Source organism: Synechococcus sp. R55.3, assembly GCF_047461975.1.
Taxonomy (GTDB): Bacteria; Cyanobacteriota; Cyanobacteriia; order Thermostichales; family Thermostichaceae; genus Thermostichus.
Genome location: NZ_JANSIG010000024.1, coordinates 16666 through 35444 on the forward strand (window position 1 = coordinate 16666; position 18779 = coordinate 35444).

Annotated in this window: 13 protein-coding genes and 1 pseudogene; 5 read left to right on the plus strand and 9 right to left on the minus strand. The window is 59.5% G+C overall.

From position 1 onward, the window contains the following. Positions 1-160: 160 nt before the first annotated feature. The 5 genes from NW849_RS05745 (at position 161) to NW849_RS05765 (ending at position 6165) form a co-directional block, all read left to right on the plus strand. Positions 161-1720 (plus strand): hypothetical protein, encoded by a 1560-nt coding sequence (locus NW849_RS05745; protein ID WP_414356498.1) that lies wholly within the window; start codon positions 161-163, stop codon positions 1718-1720. Between the two features lie 141 nt (positions 1721-1861). Next, positions 1862-2848, plus strand: a complete 987-nt coding sequence (locus NW849_RS05750; RefSeq protein WP_414356500.1) for a pentapeptide repeat-containing protein — start codon at positions 1862-1864, stop codon at positions 2846-2848. Between the two features lie 143 nt (positions 2849-2991). Continuing rightward, entirely contained in the window at positions 2992-4485 is a 1494-nt protein-coding gene (locus NW849_RS05755; RefSeq protein ID WP_414356503.1) for a sensor histidine kinase, read from the plus strand. 109 nt (positions 4486-4594) lie between these two features. Next, the gene (locus tag NW849_RS05760; RefSeq protein WP_414356506.1) at positions 4595-5353 is read left to right on the plus strand and encodes a sensor histidine kinase; all 759 of its coding nucleotides are present in this window, start codon (positions 4595-4597) and stop codon (positions 5351-5353) included. A 68-nt stretch (positions 5354-5421) separates the two neighbouring features. Continuing rightward, positions 5422-6165 (plus strand): response regulator, encoded by a 744-nt coding sequence (locus tag NW849_RS05765; RefSeq protein ID WP_414356519.1) that lies wholly within the window; start codon positions 5422-5424, stop codon positions 6163-6165. Positions 6166-6212: 47 nt separating this feature from the next. Here the strand turns inward: NW849_RS05765 and NW849_RS05770 are convergent, their stop codons facing one another. From NW849_RS05770 to NW849_RS05810, 9 genes and pseudogenes are all read right to left on the minus strand, one after another. Then, on the minus strand, positions 6213-7856 hold the full coding sequence (locus NW849_RS05770; RefSeq protein WP_414356508.1) for a DUF3352 domain-containing protein: 1644 nt from the start codon (positions 7854-7856) through the stop codon (positions 6213-6215). Between the two features lie 95 nt (positions 7857-7951). Continuing rightward, on the minus strand, positions 7952-8452 hold the full coding sequence (locus NW849_RS05775) for a ribonuclease H family protein (RefSeq protein ID WP_414356510.1): 501 nt from the start codon (positions 8450-8452) through the stop codon (positions 7952-7954). A 478-nt stretch (positions 8453-8930) separates the two neighbouring features. Next, complete coding sequence (locus NW849_RS05780) at positions 8931-10037, minus strand: phosphotransacetylase family protein (protein WP_414356511.1); 1107 nt, start codon at positions 10035-10037, stop codon at positions 8931-8933. A 78-nt stretch (positions 10038-10115) separates the two neighbouring features. Further along, a complete protein-coding gene (locus NW849_RS05785; RefSeq protein WP_414356513.1) occupies positions 10116-11540 on the minus strand; it encodes a TrkH family potassium uptake protein in 1425 nt (474 codons plus the stop codon). 59 nt (positions 11541-11599) lie between these two features. Then, positions 11600-12289: a potassium channel family protein gene (locus NW849_RS05790; RefSeq protein ID WP_414356515.1), complete on the minus strand. Its 690-nt coding sequence runs from the start codon at positions 12287-12289 to the stop codon at positions 11600-11602. Between the two features lie 70 nt (positions 12290-12359). Then, positions 12360-13706 carry an ATP-dependent protease ATP-binding subunit ClpX gene (gene clpX / locus NW849_RS05795; protein ID WP_414343692.1) on the minus strand — a complete coding sequence of 449 codons (1347 nt, stop codon included), beginning with the start codon at positions 13704-13706 and terminating at the stop codon, positions 12360-12362. Between the two features lie 812 nt (positions 13707-14518). Next, the gene (gene ligA, locus NW849_RS05800; protein ID WP_414356520.1) at positions 14519-16579 is read right to left on the minus strand and encodes an NAD-dependent DNA ligase LigA; all 2061 of its coding nucleotides are present in this window, start codon (positions 16577-16579) and stop codon (positions 14519-14521) included. Between the two features lie 32 nt (positions 16580-16611). Beyond that, positions 16612-18639 (minus strand): ArsA family ATPase, encoded by a 2028-nt coding sequence (locus tag NW849_RS05805; RefSeq protein WP_414356517.1) that lies wholly within the window; start codon positions 18637-18639, stop codon positions 16612-16614. Beyond that, positions 18640-18779 (minus strand): annotated as a pseudogene (locus NW849_RS05810) (RNA-guided endonuclease TnpB family protein); the annotation flags it as partial.

The following is an 18779-nucleotide window of genomic DNA, read 5'->3' on the forward strand; positions in this document are numbered from 1 at the left end:
AATCCGCCAAATCCCACTTGATGGCTGGGGGATCCCTGGGCAAACATCAGGTGGGTTCTGCCTGGGAAGGATATGCTATTCTGCCCAGCAAGGTACCCGTCCTTGTTCAAAAACCGCAAAGTTCCTCTTAAATTCACCTACTCCTGCTTGGCAGCTCCCTATGGTAGTCTCGGATCCCTTTGGCCTTGTTGTGCAAGAAGTGCAGCAGGGCGGGTACGCAGACCGAGTGAAAAAGCTGGTTTACTTTGCCTGCACCAGCACTTGGGAAAGCGATGTCAGCAAGTTGAACCAAATAGACCTGAAAGCCCTGCTGGAGCAGCTTTGCCGCCAGCACGCTACCCTTGATGCTTTGGGCCAACGCTTTCGAGATGCCATTAGCCGCATCAACAAAAAAGCCGAGTATGCTCGCATCGCCAAGATGCTGCTAAGCAAGCTACAGCCCCTGTATCAACAGCCCCAAGCGGATCCCTCTAGCCCACTCATGCCCTCGACCAAGGAGCCATCAGCTTGGGCCGCACCCTCGCCTATCTTGTCCTTGGAGTATGGAAGCCCACGACTGCAAAAGCAAGACTACGATCCCTTCGAGTTGCGGGCAGGGGTGATGCGGCAAACCAGCCCTTTGCGGGCCAAGCTGGTTCTGTTCACGGCTTTGTACCACAAAATAGAGCCTACTCTGCAGGGGTTGGCCGCCCTGCGACGCCACAGCCTGGACGAACTGCTCAGAGCCCTTTACGATGCCTGCCACTCCCCCCAAGAACTGGAAACCCGGCTGAAGGAGGCGGTGCAGCAGTTGCAGGAGCCGGATCAGGATGGCCAAGCCGCCAACGCCGTGCTGCAGATGCTGAAGCCTCTTTACGTTGACGTGCCCCCAGCGACCCTCCCCGGCGGAGGATTGGCTGCTGAGCCTCTCTCCGCCAATCTGGATTGGCTGAATACGGAAGATGCCGTTCGTGCCGGCAGGACAGAGTCCTTGTCCGGTTCCATGACTTGGATTGACGCTGGGATCCCAGAGGATGAGGAAGAGCCTGCAGAGCTTTCGGCTTTTGCGACCCCGGCAACACCACCCGCCCCCTCTTCTGACCTGCAACAGGAGCTCCCAGAGCCCTGCTGCCAACTGCTCCATCGCAGCGCCGGATCCCTGATGGTTGCCATCGAGAATACCCTGAGCGAGTTGGGCAATGCCCTGGACGAAGGGCTACAGGATGAGGATCCCGCCCAATATCTGACGCTCAAACACCAGGTGCTGCGCGGCTTCTTGAGGGATGTCGAGGGATCCGCTGCGATGTTCATGGGGATTGTGAAAAAGCTAGAACAATCGGAGTGGCGCTTGGTGCAGCCCCCTCACGTCAGCAGTGGGGAATACGCTTTGCCGGAGGCGATCACTGAGGTGCCCACCAACCTTGCGGATCCCTATGCTTCCCTGAGACAAGTCTTGGCCAGCAGCGAGCTGGCCCGGCAAAAGCCGCAGTTGGAGCAGGAGGTGATGCGCTTGGTGCGGCGCAGCGTCGGCTCTGTCAAAGCTGCTATCGAACAGGCCCTGAGCGAGTTGGGCAAGGCGTTGGATGAGCAGTTTCAAGCCTGCACTCTAGAGGAAGCCTTGGTTCTCAAGTACCAGACGTTGCGCACTTTTTTGCACGAAGTGGAGGAGATCTCCACCAAATTTGCTGCTTTCTTGGATCGCATGGAGGAGGCAGAGCGCCGTCTGTTCGGACTGGTTTGAGAGCCAAGCCCGCTGTTCGGGGATCCCGTTCAACACTCACGATCAGCCGCGCCGAGTGTTGGGGAAACGCCTTGATTTTCTTCTAGAATGGCCGCTAGTTTGGATCCCCTCTCGCTTCTCTGAGCTCTCCCCCCTCCATCTATGGACGCCAAGGATCTGCTCCGGCTTTACCGGGCAGGACGAACCAACTTTGCGGGCGAAAACCTGGCCGCCCTCGACCTGAGCCGGGCCGATTTGATCGGGGTGGATCTCTCCCAAGCAGACCTGCACAGCGCCAACTTGATCTTCGCCTTCTTGGGGCGGGCCAAGCTGCAGAAGGCCAACCTCGTCGGGGCTAACCTCGGGGGGGCCAACCTCAGCCAGGCGGACTTGAGCGAGGCGGATCTCAGGGATGCCCAGTTGCACGGCACCACCCTACAAGGGGCAGATTTGCATGGGGCCAACCTAACGCTGGCCCTGTTGATCGATGCCAACCTGCTGGATGCGGATTTGCGTTGGGCCAACCTCACCAGTGCCAACTTGGGGGGAGCTTGCTTGCGGGGGGCTAATCTCCGTTTCGATAGCCGCCGGGGAGCGGTATTGCGCAACGCCAATCTTAGCCGCGCTGATCTCAGCGGAGCCAACCTGTCGGGAGCGGATTTGACACGGGCCGACCTGAGCGGGGCCAACCTAAAAGAGGCCAGTTTGATCAAGGCCAACTTGCAAGGGGCCAGCCTGCAGCAAGCCCGTTTGCAGGGAGCCATCCTGAGCGAGACCGACCTGAGGGGGGTTTCTTTTTTGGGGGCAGACCTGCAAGGGGCGCAGATGGCGCGGGCCAACTTGAAGGAGGCGATACTTCGCCAGGTGAATCTGACAGAGGCCAACTTGAGCGAGGCGGATCTGGCCGCAGCCGATCTTTCCGCCAGTTGTCTGTGCTCGGCCAAACTGGCGCGGGCAGATCTGAGTCGGGCCAATCTGGCCGGGGCCGATTTGCGGTATGCCAACCTGGTGGACGCCTATTTGGGCCGCACCAATCTGGAAAATGCCGATCTCGGCAGCGCGATCCTAACCCGAGCCGATCTGAGCACAGCCAACCTCAGCGGGGCCAATTTGCGCGGGGCAACCCTGCCGGATGGACGGATAGGCTGATTTGACCGGCTCGCCGCCTCACAAGACGAGGATTCTTATCACTGGCTAAGACGGGGATCCGCCCTGGAAAAGGTGAGGTTTTCCCCTGCCGCAGAGGAGCCACAGCCGTTACCCTACAGGGGAAGGATGGGTCAGCAGGATCCGTGAACAGCCGCCGATTTCTGTCTTTGATGGAAGCTTTGTGGGCCGATCTGCCCTTGCCGGAATGGTTGCCGGGGGCAGGAGAGCGCTCGTGGCAGCAGACAGTGGCAGCTCTGCTCCAGCTCTGGCAAGAGGTTGGACAGTTTGGAGTGGTGATCGGTGGGCCGGTGTCTTGGTGGCCCCCCTGGGTGGTTCGGGAGCCGCTGCCCCAACTGCCGTCGCCCATCGACGCTCCAGAGCCAAACCTGAAGCTGCGGGAGCCGGCCCGTGAAGCCCCCTGGCTGTTTACCCCCGATCTGTCCCCTGAGTCAATCCTGACCCCTGGCCAGACGGTGATCCCTCTCCTGCCGCGGGATCCCCTGGTGGAGGAGCCTTTTTTGCTGGTGCTCACCCCTGTTTTTTCGGTGGTGGCCGCCCAAGGGCATCACCCCCACACGCGACAAAGGGGCATGATGGTGTCTTTTGAGCCGGAGGTGGTGCATCGGGCTTGGCAGATCCTGGAGCAGCGGGTTCAACAGGGTAGGCCGGATCGCTTGCCCTTCTGGCAGCAGTTGATGAAGCACCATCCCCTGATGGAGCCCCATGTGCGGGTGCTGGCCCGCTTCAGCAGCCTTCTTCTGCTGGGAAACTTGGCCGAGTCGGGATCCCCGCCCGCTCGCCTACCCCCTGCCAGGGCGGAGAACTCCTCTGTGCCCACAACCCGGCCAGAAGATAAGCAAAAGCGGCGGATCCCGGCAGCTTCCTCTCCCCCTTCCCATAGCCAGCCTGCCGATCAAGGCCAACAGAACAGCCTTTCGGAGGCAGAACTGCTGCGGGCTCTCATCCACGAGATCCAGACGCCCCTCAGCACCATCCGCACCTTGGTCAGTCTCATCCTGAAGCGGTGCGATCTGCCGCCGCGGGTACGGGAATACGTGGAGAAAATCGACCGCGAATGTACTGAGCAAATCAACCGCTTCGGGCTGTTCTTCCAGGCCACGGAAACGGTGATGCCCACTGCCACCCCAGGGGAGGGGCGTCGGCTCCAGCTAGAGCCCATTGCGTTGGTGGACTTGGTGCGGCAAAATCTGCCTCGCTGGCAGGAGCAGGTGGAACGGCGGGGATCCCAACTGGAGCTGGAGATTCCCGATGAGCTGCCGGATGTGGTCAGCGATCCCAAGGCGCTGGAAGCGGTGCTGTTCGGCATGGTCGACCGCATTGCCCGCAGCACCCCGGCTGGCAGCCACATTCGCGCCCAGTTGGTCAGCGCAGGGGAACTGGTCAAACTCCAGTTTCAGGTCAACACCCCTGAGGACAACAACGTCGCTGCTGCCGCAGAGCCCAAATCCCCTCAGGCCATTGGGCAGTTGTTGGTCGTGCAGCCGGACACAGGTGCAGTAAGCCTCAGCCTTCCCGTCACCCAAACTTTGTTCCGCGCCTTGGGGGGCTACCTCACCGTGCGCCATCGCGCCCGTCGGGGGGAAATTCTCAACATCTACCTGCCCCGCCAGCTATAAGCCACCCGGTTGGGATCCCGATACCGTCTCAACGCTGATGTGGCGGAACCCAGGGAAGATGGGGCTAGGATCGATCTGCCAGCGCCGGGAGAGTCTAGGGATTGGATCCATGCCGAGAGCCAGAAAAGTTGCTGAACACCACCCAGAGCCTGAACCCGTCTGCGGAGCCGGAGAACCCAAGGTCAAGGGGGTCACTCTCTCTGCCCAGCAGCTTTCCACTTTGCTTCACGAAATGCGCAATCCTCTCACCGCCCTAAGCACGCTGGCCAAGTTATTACAAAAACGCTTGCCCCCAGAGGATCGCAACCACTGGATTGGCCTCAGCATTGAACAGGAGTGCAAACATCTACAGGAGCTGTTGGCGGAGTTTGAGCGTTGGGACGGGATCCCGGCTCCCCTCCAGCTTCAGCCCCTCTCCTTAGCCGACCTGCTGCGGGAGTGGATTCCCATCTATCAAGCCTTGGCCGAAACCCAGGGACACCACTTTCAAGCCGTCCTGCCCCCTTCCCTACCCCCTGTACAAGCCGATCCGCGTGCCCTGCGGCAGGTGCTTGATAACCTGATCGACAACGCCTGCAAGTACACCCCGCCCCCAGGTGAGATCCGGCTGAAGGTGGAGCTGGGTGAAGATCCCTCAACTGCTTCGCAATGGGAAGTGTTCGTTGCCGTCTGCGACAACGGCCCCGGCATCCACCCTGAGAACCTGGAGCGGATCTTCGATCCCTTTTTTCGGGCAGATCTTTCTAAGCCAGGGCAGGGGCTGGGGTTGGCCATTAGCCGCGACCTGGCCACCCGGATGGGCGGAGATCTCCAGGTGGAAAGCTCCCCCCAAGGCTCCTGTTTTCGCCTGAGATTGCCCACAGGTTAGTAGGAAGATTGTAGAGATATGGGATGGCAGGTGCCGCCAAACGCTTGAACGCTACCCAGGAGCTGCAGATGGCCTCTTCTCCCCCAGCCAAACCCGAACCCCCTGCTGCCAGTCCAGCAGCCCGCATTCTGCTAGTAGATGATGAACCCGGCTTACGGGAAGCGGTGCAAGCCTACCTCGAGGACAGCGGCTTTGAGGTGATCCCGGCGGCCAACGCCCAGCAGGCTCTGCAACTGCTCAGCACGGCCCAGCCTCAGTTGATCATCTCCGACATCATGATGCCCGGCATGGACGGCTACCAATTCCTGGCCCAACTGCGGCAACTGGAGCCCTATAGCCATCTGCCGGTGGTGTTCCTCACCGCCAAGGGGATGACCGCCGATCGCATCCAGGGCTACCGCGCCGGCGTCGATGCCTACCTGCCCAAGCCCTTCGATCCGGAGGAGCTGGTGGCCATTGTCTCCAATCTCATTGAGCGCTCCCGAGCAGCCAGTCCTTCTGAAGTGGTCGCCCGCGAGCTGGCCTCCATTCGGGCGCTTCTGGCAGAGCGAACTCTTCCCCCAACCGGTCCCTCTCAGCCCCCCGCCCCAACTCCCTTGCCCCCACCCATTAAGGTAGAGTTCACGCCGCGCGAGCGACAGGTATTGGAAAAAGTGGCAGAAGGGCTGATGAACAAGGAGATCGCCAAGCAACTGCAGACCAGCGTGCGCAACGTGGAAAAATACGTGACCCGCCTGCTGAACAAGACGGGCACCAGCAGCCGCACCGAGCTGGTTCGCTATGCCCTTACCTATGGCCTAATTCGGCTATAGCCCTCACCCCCAACCCCTAGGAAGACTGAAGAACGTGAGACACGGTTTTATCGCTGGGGCTTTGGTGGCACAGTAACCAGCAGCTCCAACCCAAAGGCGTGATCCCCGGCAGGGTAGCTGGTAATGCCCAGCCCATCGACGCGGGTCAGCAGCTCGCGGGCCTCCGGCTCTAAGCTTGCCAAACCGCCCGGCAGCGTAGCCTCCAGCACTGTGCGGATCCCTTGCCAATTCAGCAAAAAGTAGCCGTAGTTGGGCTTGGGCAACTGATCGTAGAGGGTCTTCAGCGGCTCAGTTCGAGGGAGCAAATTGCCCTGGCGTTGGGCAAGCGTTTGCAGTGCTGCCGTGCTGGTGGTAACGATCAGGTAGTTGCCTTCCCAAGCCCGCACCAGAAGCGGTCGGTTGAACAAGGGATCCGCCCAGATCACCTGCCCACCGGCTTCCGTTACCCGTGCTCCGGATTCTTGGGCCAGCCGATCCAACTGAGTCAGGGCCGCGTTGGCCTTGTCTTTTTGGCCAGTCTCGATCACCAGGGCTGCTCCCATGCCCTGCAACAGCGGATGGGCCTGGGCATCAGGTGCCACCAGCAAGGCCATCTCCCCATCCATCCAGGCCAGCAGATCTTTTTCCAAGTCCAAGCGAGTATTGGCGCGAAACTCAGCCCGCAGCTCCTCTAACGACTCTTTGACCGGCGGATCTTTCTCCAGCTCAGGCACAACGGCTTGCCAGCGCTGGGCGATCTGTTGGGTGGTCAGCACCGCCAGGGCATTGCCGGGCAGCCGCTGAATAAGTTCGCCGCGAGCCGGTTGCCACCCTCCCTGCCCCTGGGTTTTCCGATCGGTCTGGGTCAACATGCGCAGCCGTAGGCCCTGCTCTTGCCAGTGGGCAGCCATGGCCAAAGAGCGCAGGGGTTGCAGGGATCCCAGCGTCGCCGGATCCAGATCCTGCATCCAGTCTTTGAAAGATTCGGGATCCTCCTGCAAAGCCTGGAAGTTGAAGTAGGCAAAGGCCAGCGTGCCGCTCTTATACAGATCGCCAACAGCGGTGCGGAAACTTTCGGAGCGGCCAATCGGCTCTGCTTCGCCGCGATACACAGCAATCGCCTGCTGCATCACCCTTGGGTCGTTGGCCACTGCCACAAAGCGGTTGCCAAACTCAGCAGTTACCCATCGCTCGCCCGGCTCCCCGTTGGTTTGCACATAGAGGGTGACCCCCTGCTCCTGGCGCTGCTCGAAGTTGGCCCCTTCTGCTGCTGCCTGTTGCCGCACCTGGGCCAAGAATTGCCCAGACAAATCAGCGTTGCGGGTGCTGGCTCCAAACAGGATCCCAGGCACCGGCTCGGCAGCTCCGGGCACCAGATTGGGGATCACCACTGCCATCGTGAATTGCTCGCCAGCCCAAGCTTGCATCTCTTCCCGAGAGAACTCCTTGCCGGTTTCAGCCAAAGCTTCTGCCGTCCAGCTCTCCCACTGGGCCAAAAGGTCAGGGTGAGTGCGAAAAGATTCTTCCGGTTGGGTAGAAAAGGTCAGCACCAGGGGCGCCGACTGGGGAACCAGCGCGGTTTCCGGCAGAACATCGCCGGGCAACTGTACCTGTGGCCCTCTGAGTTGGCAGGATCCCAGAAGCCAAGAGCCCCCCACCGCCATCAACGTAAGGGAGAGAGGACGAAACCGGCACTGAAGTTGGGTCTTCATATCACACCTGCGACGAGCCGTCCTCTTGAGGATAGGCGATGGACTCAGAGCCTGTCTGTGATCGCAGCCTCATACATCGGAATATGTAGAAATTGTTACTTTGGCCGGGCGCGAGCGACCAACTCATCCACGTACTCGTTCCAGCGCAACCCTTCGTGAGCCTGGATCCAAACCACCCGCACCTGGGGGCACTCCTGCTTTAGCCGATACAGTTCCTGGATCAAATCCAGGTTTTCCACCGGGCCTGTGCGCCGCCGCCATCCCTGAGCTGCCCACTGCGACATCCAACGGTTGTAGGTTTGCACGCAGAGGTGGGAATCGCTGTAGATGGTGTCCACGCTGTTGCCTTGGGTGTCACGGCAATACCGCAAAGCCCGAATTAAGCCGGTCAGTTCCATGCGGTTGCTGGTGCTATCGGGATCCCCTCCCCAAAACTCTTCCACAACCCGATCATCTTGAACCACCACCACGGCCCATCCCCCTGGCCCCGGGTTAGGAGAACATCCCCCGTCCGTGAAGATGCCGCTGCGGGGGCAGGCAGCCAGACGGCTGGGGCGCGCTCCTTTGCGGCTGCGCATCCGTGAAACCTTGGTCATGGTGCTCATCCGATGCTAACGGGAAGATTTGGGATCCCGGCTCGACAACAGACACTGCATCTTACCGCACAAGGGCGTGCCAGCACCACTATTTAGTGTATCTAGTTCCGGGAAAGTTTTACTTTACACTATCAGTAGTATAAACCTCGTCAACACCAGCTCACGTGACGTAAGGTTAGAGAGACAGGGAAATTCTGCCAAAACGGCGCGAACAAAAACCCCCAGAAAATCTGGGGGAGGAGTGGTGTGTTGAGGTGATGAATACTCGCATGATATCTCTCGAATTCGGTGAGTAGGCCAAACCGGCGATAGATCCCTGCGTTTTTTTGCAGAAATCATTGCAGATACTGGAAAGCATCAGACACTAGAGACCAGCGCGTCAAAACTGAGCTTATTTCGTCTTGATCAGATATAGTGCTCAATCTCGAAGAAATATCTATTTAGACACCAAATATAGAGAAGCCAGTAATAACTTTTCTTATGCACCTACCGCCGACACTAGGGGTTGTGTCAAGTCCAAATGAGCATAGAGACGGGAAAAGTCAAAATTCGCTGACATTAGCTCTTGGATGCAGCGGACTTTCACCTCCTCGTGCAGGCGAATCTGCCCAAAAACCCGTTCGATGCGGTTGATGGTGGTGAAGGTGTCCAGATCCACCGAGAGGATCGGCACTTCCAGCTCTTCTGCTCGAGACTGAATGCGGGGATCCAGAGGGAGCTTGCCGGTCAAGATCAGGCAGAGGGTGGAAGTTTCTAGGGCGGCCAGTTGAATATCGGTGCGGTCTCCGCCGGTGATCACCGCCTTGTGATCCAGCTTACGGAAGTACTTCAAGGCCGAGTTGACGTTCATCGCCCCTACCGCAATGTCTTCAACCATCAGGTCCATCCGATCCGGGCAGCAGAGCACCTCAGCATCCAGTTGCCGCGCCAACTCCCCAACGCTAATGCTGCGCAAAATGCGATGGGAGGGCAAAATGCCCAAGACCGGGATCCCTTGTCCCTCCAAAAAAGGCCGAATGATCGTTTTTGCCGGTTGCACCTGGTCGGGCGGCACATCGTTCAGCAGCACGCCTGCCAAATGGGATCCCAGTTGGCGATGAACAAAGAGAAGAGAATCGACGGCCAAGGGGGAATGGTAGCGATTGATCAGCAGTACCGGAGCATTCAGGGCTTGGGCCATCTTGGCCAGCGACAAGCCAAACAATTCCCCCTCATAAAGATCGGCTGGGCCTTCCAACAGCACCAAATCCGCAGGGGATCGCCGGACAAACTCCAACAGAGGGGCAACCGGGCACTCTGGAGCTGGATCCTCGGGAGCTCGCTTCATTTGGGCCAGCAAAGCCTCTTCGTTGAGCCGGAGCAGCATCGGCGGCATTTGGTCAATCGTCAGCCGCAGAGACTCCGCCACAAAGCGCATATCCGGATCGCCCCCTTCCAGCGAGCAATCCTCCCGCTCGCAAGAACCGATGGGCTTCCCATAGGTGACTTTCATCCCTTGCTGCTGCAGGTGTTTGGCCAAACCCAAGATGGCAGCCGACTTACCGCTGAAGGGCTCAGTAGAACCAATTAAAAGGAACTTGGACACGGATGGCTCCCGGTAACGAGAGGGACGAAGGGATCCCTTACTCAGTCTAACGGAGGCTGCTCTCTCCTCAGTTCTGGACTAACCGATTAGGATCGACTCTTCAGGGTAGGTTACCAACGGGCGGGGCTGTTGTTGAGCCAAGGCCAAGACAATCGTCAATGCCCCCAACCGGCCCCAGAACATCACCAGCACAATGATCAGTTGGCCAAACCAGTTGAGCTCCCCGGTAAAGCCCGTCGAGAGGCCGCAGGTGGCAAAGGCGGAGATCACCTCAAACAACACCGGATCCAACCTACTGTTACTGTGGGTCAGCAAAATCAACCAAGCCGCCAACAATACCACAAACAGAGAAACCGTTAACACCGCTGCCGCCTTGCGCACCATGGAGGGATCCAAGCTGCGCCCGGCAATCTGAGCGCTGGGCAAACCGCGGGCATAGCCCCAGAGGGCCAACACCAACACCGCCAAGGTGCCGGTGGTCATGCCGCCCCCCATAGAAGCTGGGGCTGCCCCAATAAACATGAGAGCCATCAGCAGCAACTGGCTTGCCGGGGTCAAATCCTCAATGGGGATCCCGGCAAACCCAGCCGTTCGGGCAGAAACCGATTGAAAAAACGTCAGGCCCAAGCGGTGGGGCCAGCTTACCTCCAGCAGGGATCCGCCGGGCAAGCTCTCTCCCAAAAACAAGCCAATGCCGCCCGTGCAGAGCAAAACCACCACCACGCCCAGGGTAATCCGGGTGTGCAGAGAGGGGCGGTGGCCCCGTGGCCAGGTTAACAAATCCGACAAAACTGGGATGCCCAAACCGCCGATAAAAATCAGACCGGCCAAAATCGCCAGCGACAGACCGTCTGTAGGGATCCCTTCCCGGCCAAACAGGTCAAATCCTGCATTACAAAAGGCCGACACCGCGTGAAAAATAGCCAGAAAAACTGCCCGCCCCGGCCCATAGAGATCCCGCCAGTGCACCCAGAGCAGCAGAGCCCCCCCCAACTCAATGAGAGTGACCCCCAGCAGCACCCGCCGAGTCAATTCCAGGATCGCCCCCGGATCGATTAGACCCAGCGAATTGCACAGCGCCAAGCGATTGAGGAGGGAAATGCGCCGCCCGATCAATTGAAACACCACCACCGCCAACACCATGAAGCCCACCCCGCCAATCTGAATCAGGATCAGCAGCACAATCTGGCCCAACAGGGTGAGATCCTCCGCCGCCACAATCGTCGAGAGCCCCGTCACGCTCAGGGCCGACATGGCCGTAAACAGCGCCTCATTCCAGCTCAAGGGATCCCCGCGCCCGATCCCCGGCAACATGAGCACCAAAGTTCCCACCACTGCCAAGAGCCCCAACCCTACAACCAGGCGCAATGGCGGTGGCAGCGGGCGACGCCTGTCCCCCCCGAAAAACCACTGCAGACGATTCCCAAAGGCCCTAGAGGACTGAGACAATGCCGAGCCCGGTGTCGGCAGGTGGCGGGCGCGGGATGGTACCGGTGGAACCAAGCGCTCAGAGCCCTCCTCTGGCGGAAGCGGGACGGAGCCCTCTCTCATCGGAGCCCTCCCTACATTTCATTCAGCCGCGAGATGTTGGTATTGGCCCCCAGAACCACCAGCAAATCCCCCTTTTCCAGCAGGTAGTCTGCGGGGGGAGAGACCACCAGCGATTGCTTTCGCTTCACCACCAGCACCGTGATGCCGAAGCGGCGACGCAGATCCGACTCCGCCAGCGTATGGCCCACCAACGCCTCCGGCACCTGTAATTCCGTAATGCTGTAGCCCGGCTCCAGCTCTAGCTGATCTAGGATCCCCGGTGCTGTCAACACCTGAGCCAAACGGCGCCCTGCCTCTTGCTCCGGCAACACCACCCGATCTGCCCCCACTCGCAGAAGAATGGAGCGTTGTCGTTCGGTCGAAGCCTTACAGACCACATTGCGCACCCCCAGGCTTTTCAGGGCCACTGTCGTCAGCAAATTGCTCTCGAAATCGCTGCCAATGGCCACCACCACCGTGTCGAAGGAGAGGATATCCACCGCTCGCAGCGCATCTTCATCGCTGGAATCGAGTGCCACCACCTGCGTCAGCTGATCCGCCAGGCGCTGCACGATCTCACGGCTGCGGTCGATCCCCAAGACATTGTGCCCTCGCTCCATCAAGGTAAGAGCCAAGCTAGAACCAAAGCGCCCCAGCCCAATCACCGCATACTCACGATCCACCCGCTGCCGTTCGCGCCAGCGGAACGTAGTCCCTGCCATGTGCTCTCCTGCCCCCTCTTTCAAGAACAGATCATAAGTTCATCCAGCAGGGATCGGAAAGGCGATGACTCTAGGCCGACTCGGGCTTGGGCAGCGTAGAGGGGTGAGGAATGAGCTCGCGGGTGGAACGGCGCTCCACCATCTCTGCGGTGATGCGGATGTGCTTTAGGTCGCGGCGGGAGGGTGCCTCGTACATCACATCCAGCATTAGCTCTTCCACAATGGCCCGCAGGGCGCGAGCCCCGGTCTTGCGGCGATAAGCCTCTTTGGCAATGGCAGCAATGGCGGCAGGTTCAAACTCCAGTTCCACCCCGTCCATGCGCAACAGCTTCTGCGCCTGCTTGAGAATGGCGTTTTTGGGCTGCGTCAGGATCGCCTCCAGCGCCTTCTCATCCAGCGGATCCAAAGTCGCCACTACCGGGAGCCGCCCCGTGAATTCGGGAATCATGCCGTACTTGATCAAGTCTTCAGGCTCCAAAGCCTTGAGGGCATTGGCCATACGTTGCTCGCGGCTAACCGACAATTGCTCTCCTGGCTTGATAAAGCCCATCGATTTCTTGCCGATGCGCTGCTCGATTACTTTTTCCAGGCCAACAAAAGCCCCCCCGCAAATGAAGAGGATGTTGGAAGTGTCGATTTGAATGCAGTCTTGATAGGGGTGCTTGCGCCCTCCCTGGGGAGGCACGTTGGCTATTGTCCCTTCCAGCATCTTCAACAAAGCCTGTTGCACCCCCTCGCCGGAGACATCGCGGGTAATGGAGGGGTTCTCGCTTTTGCGGGCAATTTTGTCGATTTCGTCGATGTAGATGATGCCGCGCTGGGCCTCTTCTACGTCCATGTCCGCCACCTGCAGCAGGCGCAACAGGATGTTTTCCACATCCTCGCCCACATAGCCAGCTTCCGTAAGGGTGGTAGCATCTGCAACCGCAAAAGGCACATCCAACATGCGAGCCAGGGTTTCCGCCAGCAGGGTTTTGCCGGAGCCAGTGGGGCCAATGATCAAAATGTTGGACTTCTGTAGCTCCACCTCATCCAGTTCCGAAACTCCGACGCTACCGGGGTTGGCCTTGGCAGCCAGACGCTTGTAGTGGTTGTAAACCGCCACCGACAAAACCTTCTTAGCTTTTTCTTGGCCAATCACATATTGGTCGAGATAGCGCATGATCTCCTGCGGCTTGGGCAACTGCGCCAAAGAAGGCAGGCTGCGGGAGGATTTTTTAGGAGCTTCACGCCGGCCGCCGGCAGGGGCGGCAGCAGGAGGAGTGTTGCCGTCGTAGAGTTCCTCATCCAAAATCTCGTTGCAGAGCTCCACGCACTCGTCACAGATGTAGACCCCCGGCCCCGCAATCAACTTACGCACCTGATCCTGTGACTTGTTGCAGAAGGAGCACTTTAGATGGGAGTCATATTTGGCCATGGGATCCTCGTTGCTGCTTGCTCTTGGCTATCCTAATCCGGCAAAAGCCAGAAGAAAACTAAACCTTCCAATCCAGTCGCAAATTGGCTGCGAAAGCGTAAGGAGGCCGAAGTTGGTGGAATCTCACTGACCTACTAGTCTAGCATCTCCACTGGGCTCGTAGGGCTTGTTTCCAGATCCCCAAGGGGGCAGGGTGCCAAGAGATTCCCATGGGGATCAACTGGAAAGACTGGAGATATAGTCATTTCAAACTGGATTGAGACACTTCCCAAGCGCTCCGTGCCGCTTCCATGACCACCCAATCTTCAAAAGGGAGCTGGGAAGCAATGCAACGGAGGTGTTTCATTCTTGCTTCAAAGTGACCATAAGCTTCTCCAGCGCTCTGCGCTACCCGTGCAAACGCCACAGCCTCGGTTCTCCCCAAGTGTCTTACAAGGAGGAAAACTGGAAATGGAAGGGGTGAGCCGTTTCGCTGCTATCGGGAATGGTCATACATCCTTTGGACGGATTTATAGAAAAACCGCCCGACTTGACGCCGAGCGGAAGATGGTGTGAGGAGTGAACGGAAACATGCGTCTCCGCTGATCCCATCATAGTTGACCTTATCTGGCACTGGCAAAGGAATCCTTCAGTTAAGTTGGATACTTTTTGGAGGTGTGGCCGCGCCTTTTTGTAACCAAAAAGGGGAAGGAACTGTCCGTGTTTCGTTCGCTTCCCCCTATTGGCGTCCACTCCTCACTAGAGGTGAATCATAAATTATCCCTGCCGCTAAGACAACCCACCCTACCCAAGTTTTTCGGGGATCCACCCTGTCAAGGATGCAGATCACCGGATTCCACGGTGGGATCCAGCGCCAACAGCTCCGCTTCGGTCAGCAGGGGGATCCCCAGTTGTTGGGCTTGCTCCAGCTTGGAGCCGGGGTCAGAGCCCACCACCACGTAGTCGGTTTGGCGGCTGACGCTGGCGGTGACTTTGCCCCCCCGACTCTCAATCCAAGCCTTGGCCTGCTGGCGGGAGAGGGTGGGCAAGGTGCCGGTGATTACGAATTTTTTCCCGGCCAGGATCTGGGAGACGGCAGGGTTCTCCTGCTGAGGAAGAGCGGGGATCCCTAGCGCCTGCAACTCCTGCAACAGGCGACGATGGGCCGGCTCGGCAAACCAGGCCACCACCGCTTCGGCCACTTCCGCGCCTATCCCATAGATCTGGGCGATGGTTTCTGCGCTGGCTTGGGCCAAAAGCTCAGGGGTGGGAAAATGGCCGGCCAAAATCTGGGCGGTGACCACCCCCACATGGGGGATCCCCAGCCCGTAGAGCACTCGTTCCCAGGGCTGTTGACGAGAGCGCTGAATGGCTTGCACCAGCTTTTGGCTGGAGCGGGATCCCATCCCCTCCAAGCCCTGCAACTGCTCTGGGGTGAGGCGGTAGAGATCGGCTACGGTGCGCACCCCCAAGCTCTCCACCAATTGGGCTGCCCGCTTTTCCCCTAAGCCTTCGATATCCAAAGCATCACGGCTGGCCCAGTGCTGCAATTGGCCCCGCAGCTTGGCCGGGCACTCGGGGTTGGGGCAGCGGGTCACGGCTTCGCCAGGGGGACGAACCAAAGGGGCGTGGCATTCGGGGCACTGGCTGGGCAGGCTGTAGGGAACAGCGTCGGCAGGGCGCAATTCTTTTAGGATCCCGACCACCTCCGGGATGATCTCCCCGGCTTTGCGCACGATGGCAGTATCGCCAATGTGCACATCCAGCTCCCGCAGGCGATCGGCATTGTGCAGGCTGGCGCGGCTGACAAGGGTGCCGGCCAAAGGAACCGGCTCCAGCTCTGCCACTGGAGTGACGGCGCCGGTACGGCCCACGCTGGCCACGATGGCGCGGATGCGGGTGGGGACTTCCTGGGCAGGGTATTTGAGGGCAATGGCCCAGCGGGGAAATTTTTGCGTAAAGCCGGCCTCCTCCTGCAGCCGCAAGGAGTTCAATTTCACCACCACCCCGTCGCTGGCGTAGGGGAGCTGGGCACCCCGCCATCGCTCATAAAATTGGATCACTTCTCCCAAGCCCCGACAGACCTGGGAAAGGGGGTTGACTGGAAATCCCAATTCCTTGAGCTGCTGCAGACACTGCCACTGGGTTTGCGGGGGATCCCCGGCAGGCCATCCCTCCGGCCAGTGGAGGGCGTAGGCGAAGAAGCTGAGCTTGCGGGCGGCCACAACGCGGCTATCCAACTGCCGCAGGGTACCGGCAGCACAGTTGCGCGGGTTGGCAAAGGGGGGATCCCCAGCGGAACGACGCTCTTGGTTGATCCGTTCAAACTCGGCTAGGGCCAGATAGACTTCCCCCCGCACCTCCAAAACGGGAGGCGGATCTGCTGTCGCCAGCCGCAGGGGAATCGAACGAATGGCGCGCACGTTGGGGGTGATGTCCTCTCCGGCCTGTCCGTCCCCCCGAGTAGCACCCCGCTCCAAAAGACCCTCGATGTAGGTTAGGGCCAAGGCGGCGCCATCAATCTTCAGCTCACATACATATTCCAGCTCTCCCTCTGTCCTGCTGTCGGGAACAGGGGCACGGCCCAAAACTCGCAGCAGACGCTCTTGCCACTCCTCTAGCTCTTCTGGGTTGAAAGCGTTTTCCAAGCTGTAGAGGGGGATGCGGTGGAAGACGGTGGGAAAATGCTCTGCAGGTTTTTCTCCCACCCGCTGAGTAGGGCTATCGGGGGTGACCAGTTCAGGGTAAGCCCGCTCCAGCTCTTGCAGCTCGCGGTAGAGGCGGTCGTAAACGCTGTCTTCCAGGATGGGAGCATCGTGGACATAGTAGGCAATGCTGGCCTTCTGCAGCAGGGTGCGCAGCTCGCGGGCGCGTTCTTCCAACTTGGGATCCATAACGCTTTGGGTGAGCAAGGTCTACCCCTAGGTTAGGGCTCCTGAGGAGCGAACAAGTAGGAGCCGATATTCTCCAAGCTGGGAGGATGTAGGAAGGGGATGGTCAAGATGGCCTGCTGGGAAAATAGCTGGGGGAGCTGGGCCAGAAGAGTCTGGTGACGACGGCGGAGGGCCTCTCCAAAGGGGGTAGAATCCTCTAACCACACTCGATTGAGAACGGCGTAGGGATGAGGGATCCCCAAAGCATCCAGTTCCGCCAAGAGACGCTCGGTTTCTGCCAGAACTGCTTGCTCGGGGTTAAAGACGGGGATAAAGGTGACAAACTGGGGATCCTGGAGCTGCTGCCGAAGCTGCCGCACCTGGGCCAAAAGCTCCCGCATCCGCTGCGCCCATTCCGACCTGCCCACCACATCCCGATATTTCAGCCACAGCTTCAGGGCCAAGCTCACCCAACCTTCCAGAGCCTGGGGCATCTGCAGAAACCGCAAGAGATGGCCTGTGGGAGCCGTGTCCAGCACCACCAGGTCGAACTGCCCGCTCGTCTCCTGTCGGAGAACACTCAACAGGGCCATCACCTCATCCAAGCCGGGTGGGGGCATCTGCAGCAGTTGCCGCCACGCCTGTGGGTCGTATTGGACTTCCACCCCTGCCGTCCCCTCCCCCGCCAAGATGGCCGCCACCTCCTCCAGGTAATCCTGCCGGAATTGCTCCAGCACCGCCGCCGCATCGACCTCCTGCCCCAGCAGGTTGGGCAGCAGGGGAATGGGATCCTGACCCAGTTTCGTCTGAAACAGATCCCCCAGCGAGTGAGCCGGATCGATGGAGACCAGCAACAGCTGCTTGTCGGGATGGCGCTTGGCCAAGGTCCAAGCCAGGGCCCCGGCCACCGTCGTCTTGCCCACACCCCCTTTGCCCCCCACCAACACCAGTCGGATCCCTTGGGCCAAAAAGTCCGGTAGAGCCGGGATCCCCTTGAAGGAAGGGAAGAGGGTGGAGAAGAGAGACTTTCTCTTCTCTTGGCTCTCTGCTTTTTGCTCTGGGATCCCTTCCAACTCCAGCAGCACCTCTGGCAAGGGGCGAAGCTGCTGAACCAGCTCATCCAGGGCCGCCAACCCAACCGGCTCCTGCAGTTGATAAGGACAGACCCAGATAGAGTATCCGGGCAGCTCCTCCTGCAGGGCTTTGAGCACGCGCCCCTGTTCCTGTTGCCGCGCCGAGTAGAGAGGAGAGGGGAGAGCAGCGGGCAGCGAAGGTTGGCTGTTATTCTCTCTTGCAAGCAGCACCTGATTGACCAGAAGACCGCCGATGGGCACGCGGCGGTTTTGCAGTTGCTGACAAAAGCGGCGGGTTTCCGCCACGCTCAACTGCTCCGGGATCATCACCAGCCAAGCAGAGGTGCTCTCCGGATTGGTCAAGCGGGCTTTGCCCCCCTCAAGTTCCCCCTGCAACTGGGCCAAAAACGCATCCGCCTCATCCGGTCGATAGGTGCCTGTCAGGGCTTGGGCGATCTCCCGATGCTTGGCCTGAAAGGTGGCAAACACAGCCAGAAGATTATCCAAAAAGTCGGGCAGCTCCAACAGCCGCAGGGTATGCCCGGTGGGGGCCGTATCCAGAATGACCGTATCCACCTCCTCCCTCGCCAGCAGCCGGTTGACCTCCAGAATGGCCATCAGCTCATCCACCCCCGGCCACGCCAAATCCCAGATCGGCAGCAGATCCTCTCGGCCAAACCAACTGCCCCGCTCGGCAATGAGCTCCAGGGCCGGCCCATAGGTTTGCCGAAAAGACCGCAGCAAAATCTCCGCCTGCAAAGCCCGCACCTGCAAATTGGGGCGATCCGGCAAGGGTTGGGCCACATCCGTAACCGAGATTTGCAGCACGTCCCCCAACGAGTGGGCGGGATCTGTGGACATCAGGAGCAGACGGCGCTGGGGATCCACCTGGGCCAGTTGGCGAGCCAGCGCGCAGGTCAAGGTTGTTTTGCCCACTCCTCCCTTGCCGCTGAACAGCAAGAGGCGTTGGGAAGCCAAGAGCAGAGGATGGCAGGAATGCTGATACATTTACGCTGAACACTGCTGACCATTACTGCTCAACGGTGCAGCGATAGCATTCTGTCCATTACTGAACAGAAAGGCGGTATCCCGCAAAGCTCTGAGCATAACACCCAGAGCGCCTTGCCAATCTCGTGGTAGCCTATGGT

Coding starts and splice junctions, on each gene's coding strand:
- NW849_RS05790 (WP_414356515.1), bottom strand. CDS start 12,289: ATGGCAGGGACTACGTTCCGCTGGCGCGAACGGCAGCGGGTGGATCGT.
- NW849_RS05760 (WP_414356506.1), top strand. CDS start 4,595: ATGCCGAGAGCCAGAAAAGTTGCTGAACACCACCCAGAGCCTGAACCC.
- NW849_RS05745 (WP_414356498.1), top strand. CDS start 161: ATGGTAGTCTCGGATCCCTTTGGCCTTGTTGTGCAAGAAGTGCAGCAG.
- clpX (WP_414343692.1), bottom strand. CDS start 13,706: ATGGCCAAATATGACTCCCATCTAAAGTGCTCCTTCTGCAACAAGTCA.
- NW849_RS05770 (WP_414356508.1), bottom strand. CDS start 7,856: ATGAAGACCCAACTTCAGTGCCGGTTTCGTCCTCTCTCCCTTACGTTG.
- NW849_RS05765 (WP_414356519.1), top strand. CDS start 5,422: ATGGCCTCTTCTCCCCCAGCCAAACCCGAACCCCCTGCTGCCAGTCCA.
- NW849_RS05805 (WP_414356517.1), bottom strand. CDS start 18,639: ATGTATCAGCATTCCTGCCATCCTCTGCTCTTGGCTTCCCAACGCCTC.
- NW849_RS05750 (WP_414356500.1), top strand. CDS start 1,862: ATGGACGCCAAGGATCTGCTCCGGCTTTACCGGGCAGGACGAACCAAC.
- ligA (WP_414356520.1), bottom strand. CDS start 16,579: ATGGATCCCAAGTTGGAAGAACGCGCCCGCGAGCTGCGCACCCTGCTG.
- NW849_RS05775 (WP_414356510.1), bottom strand. CDS start 8,452: ATGACCAAGGTTTCACGGATGCGCAGCCGCAAAGGAGCGCGCCCCAGC.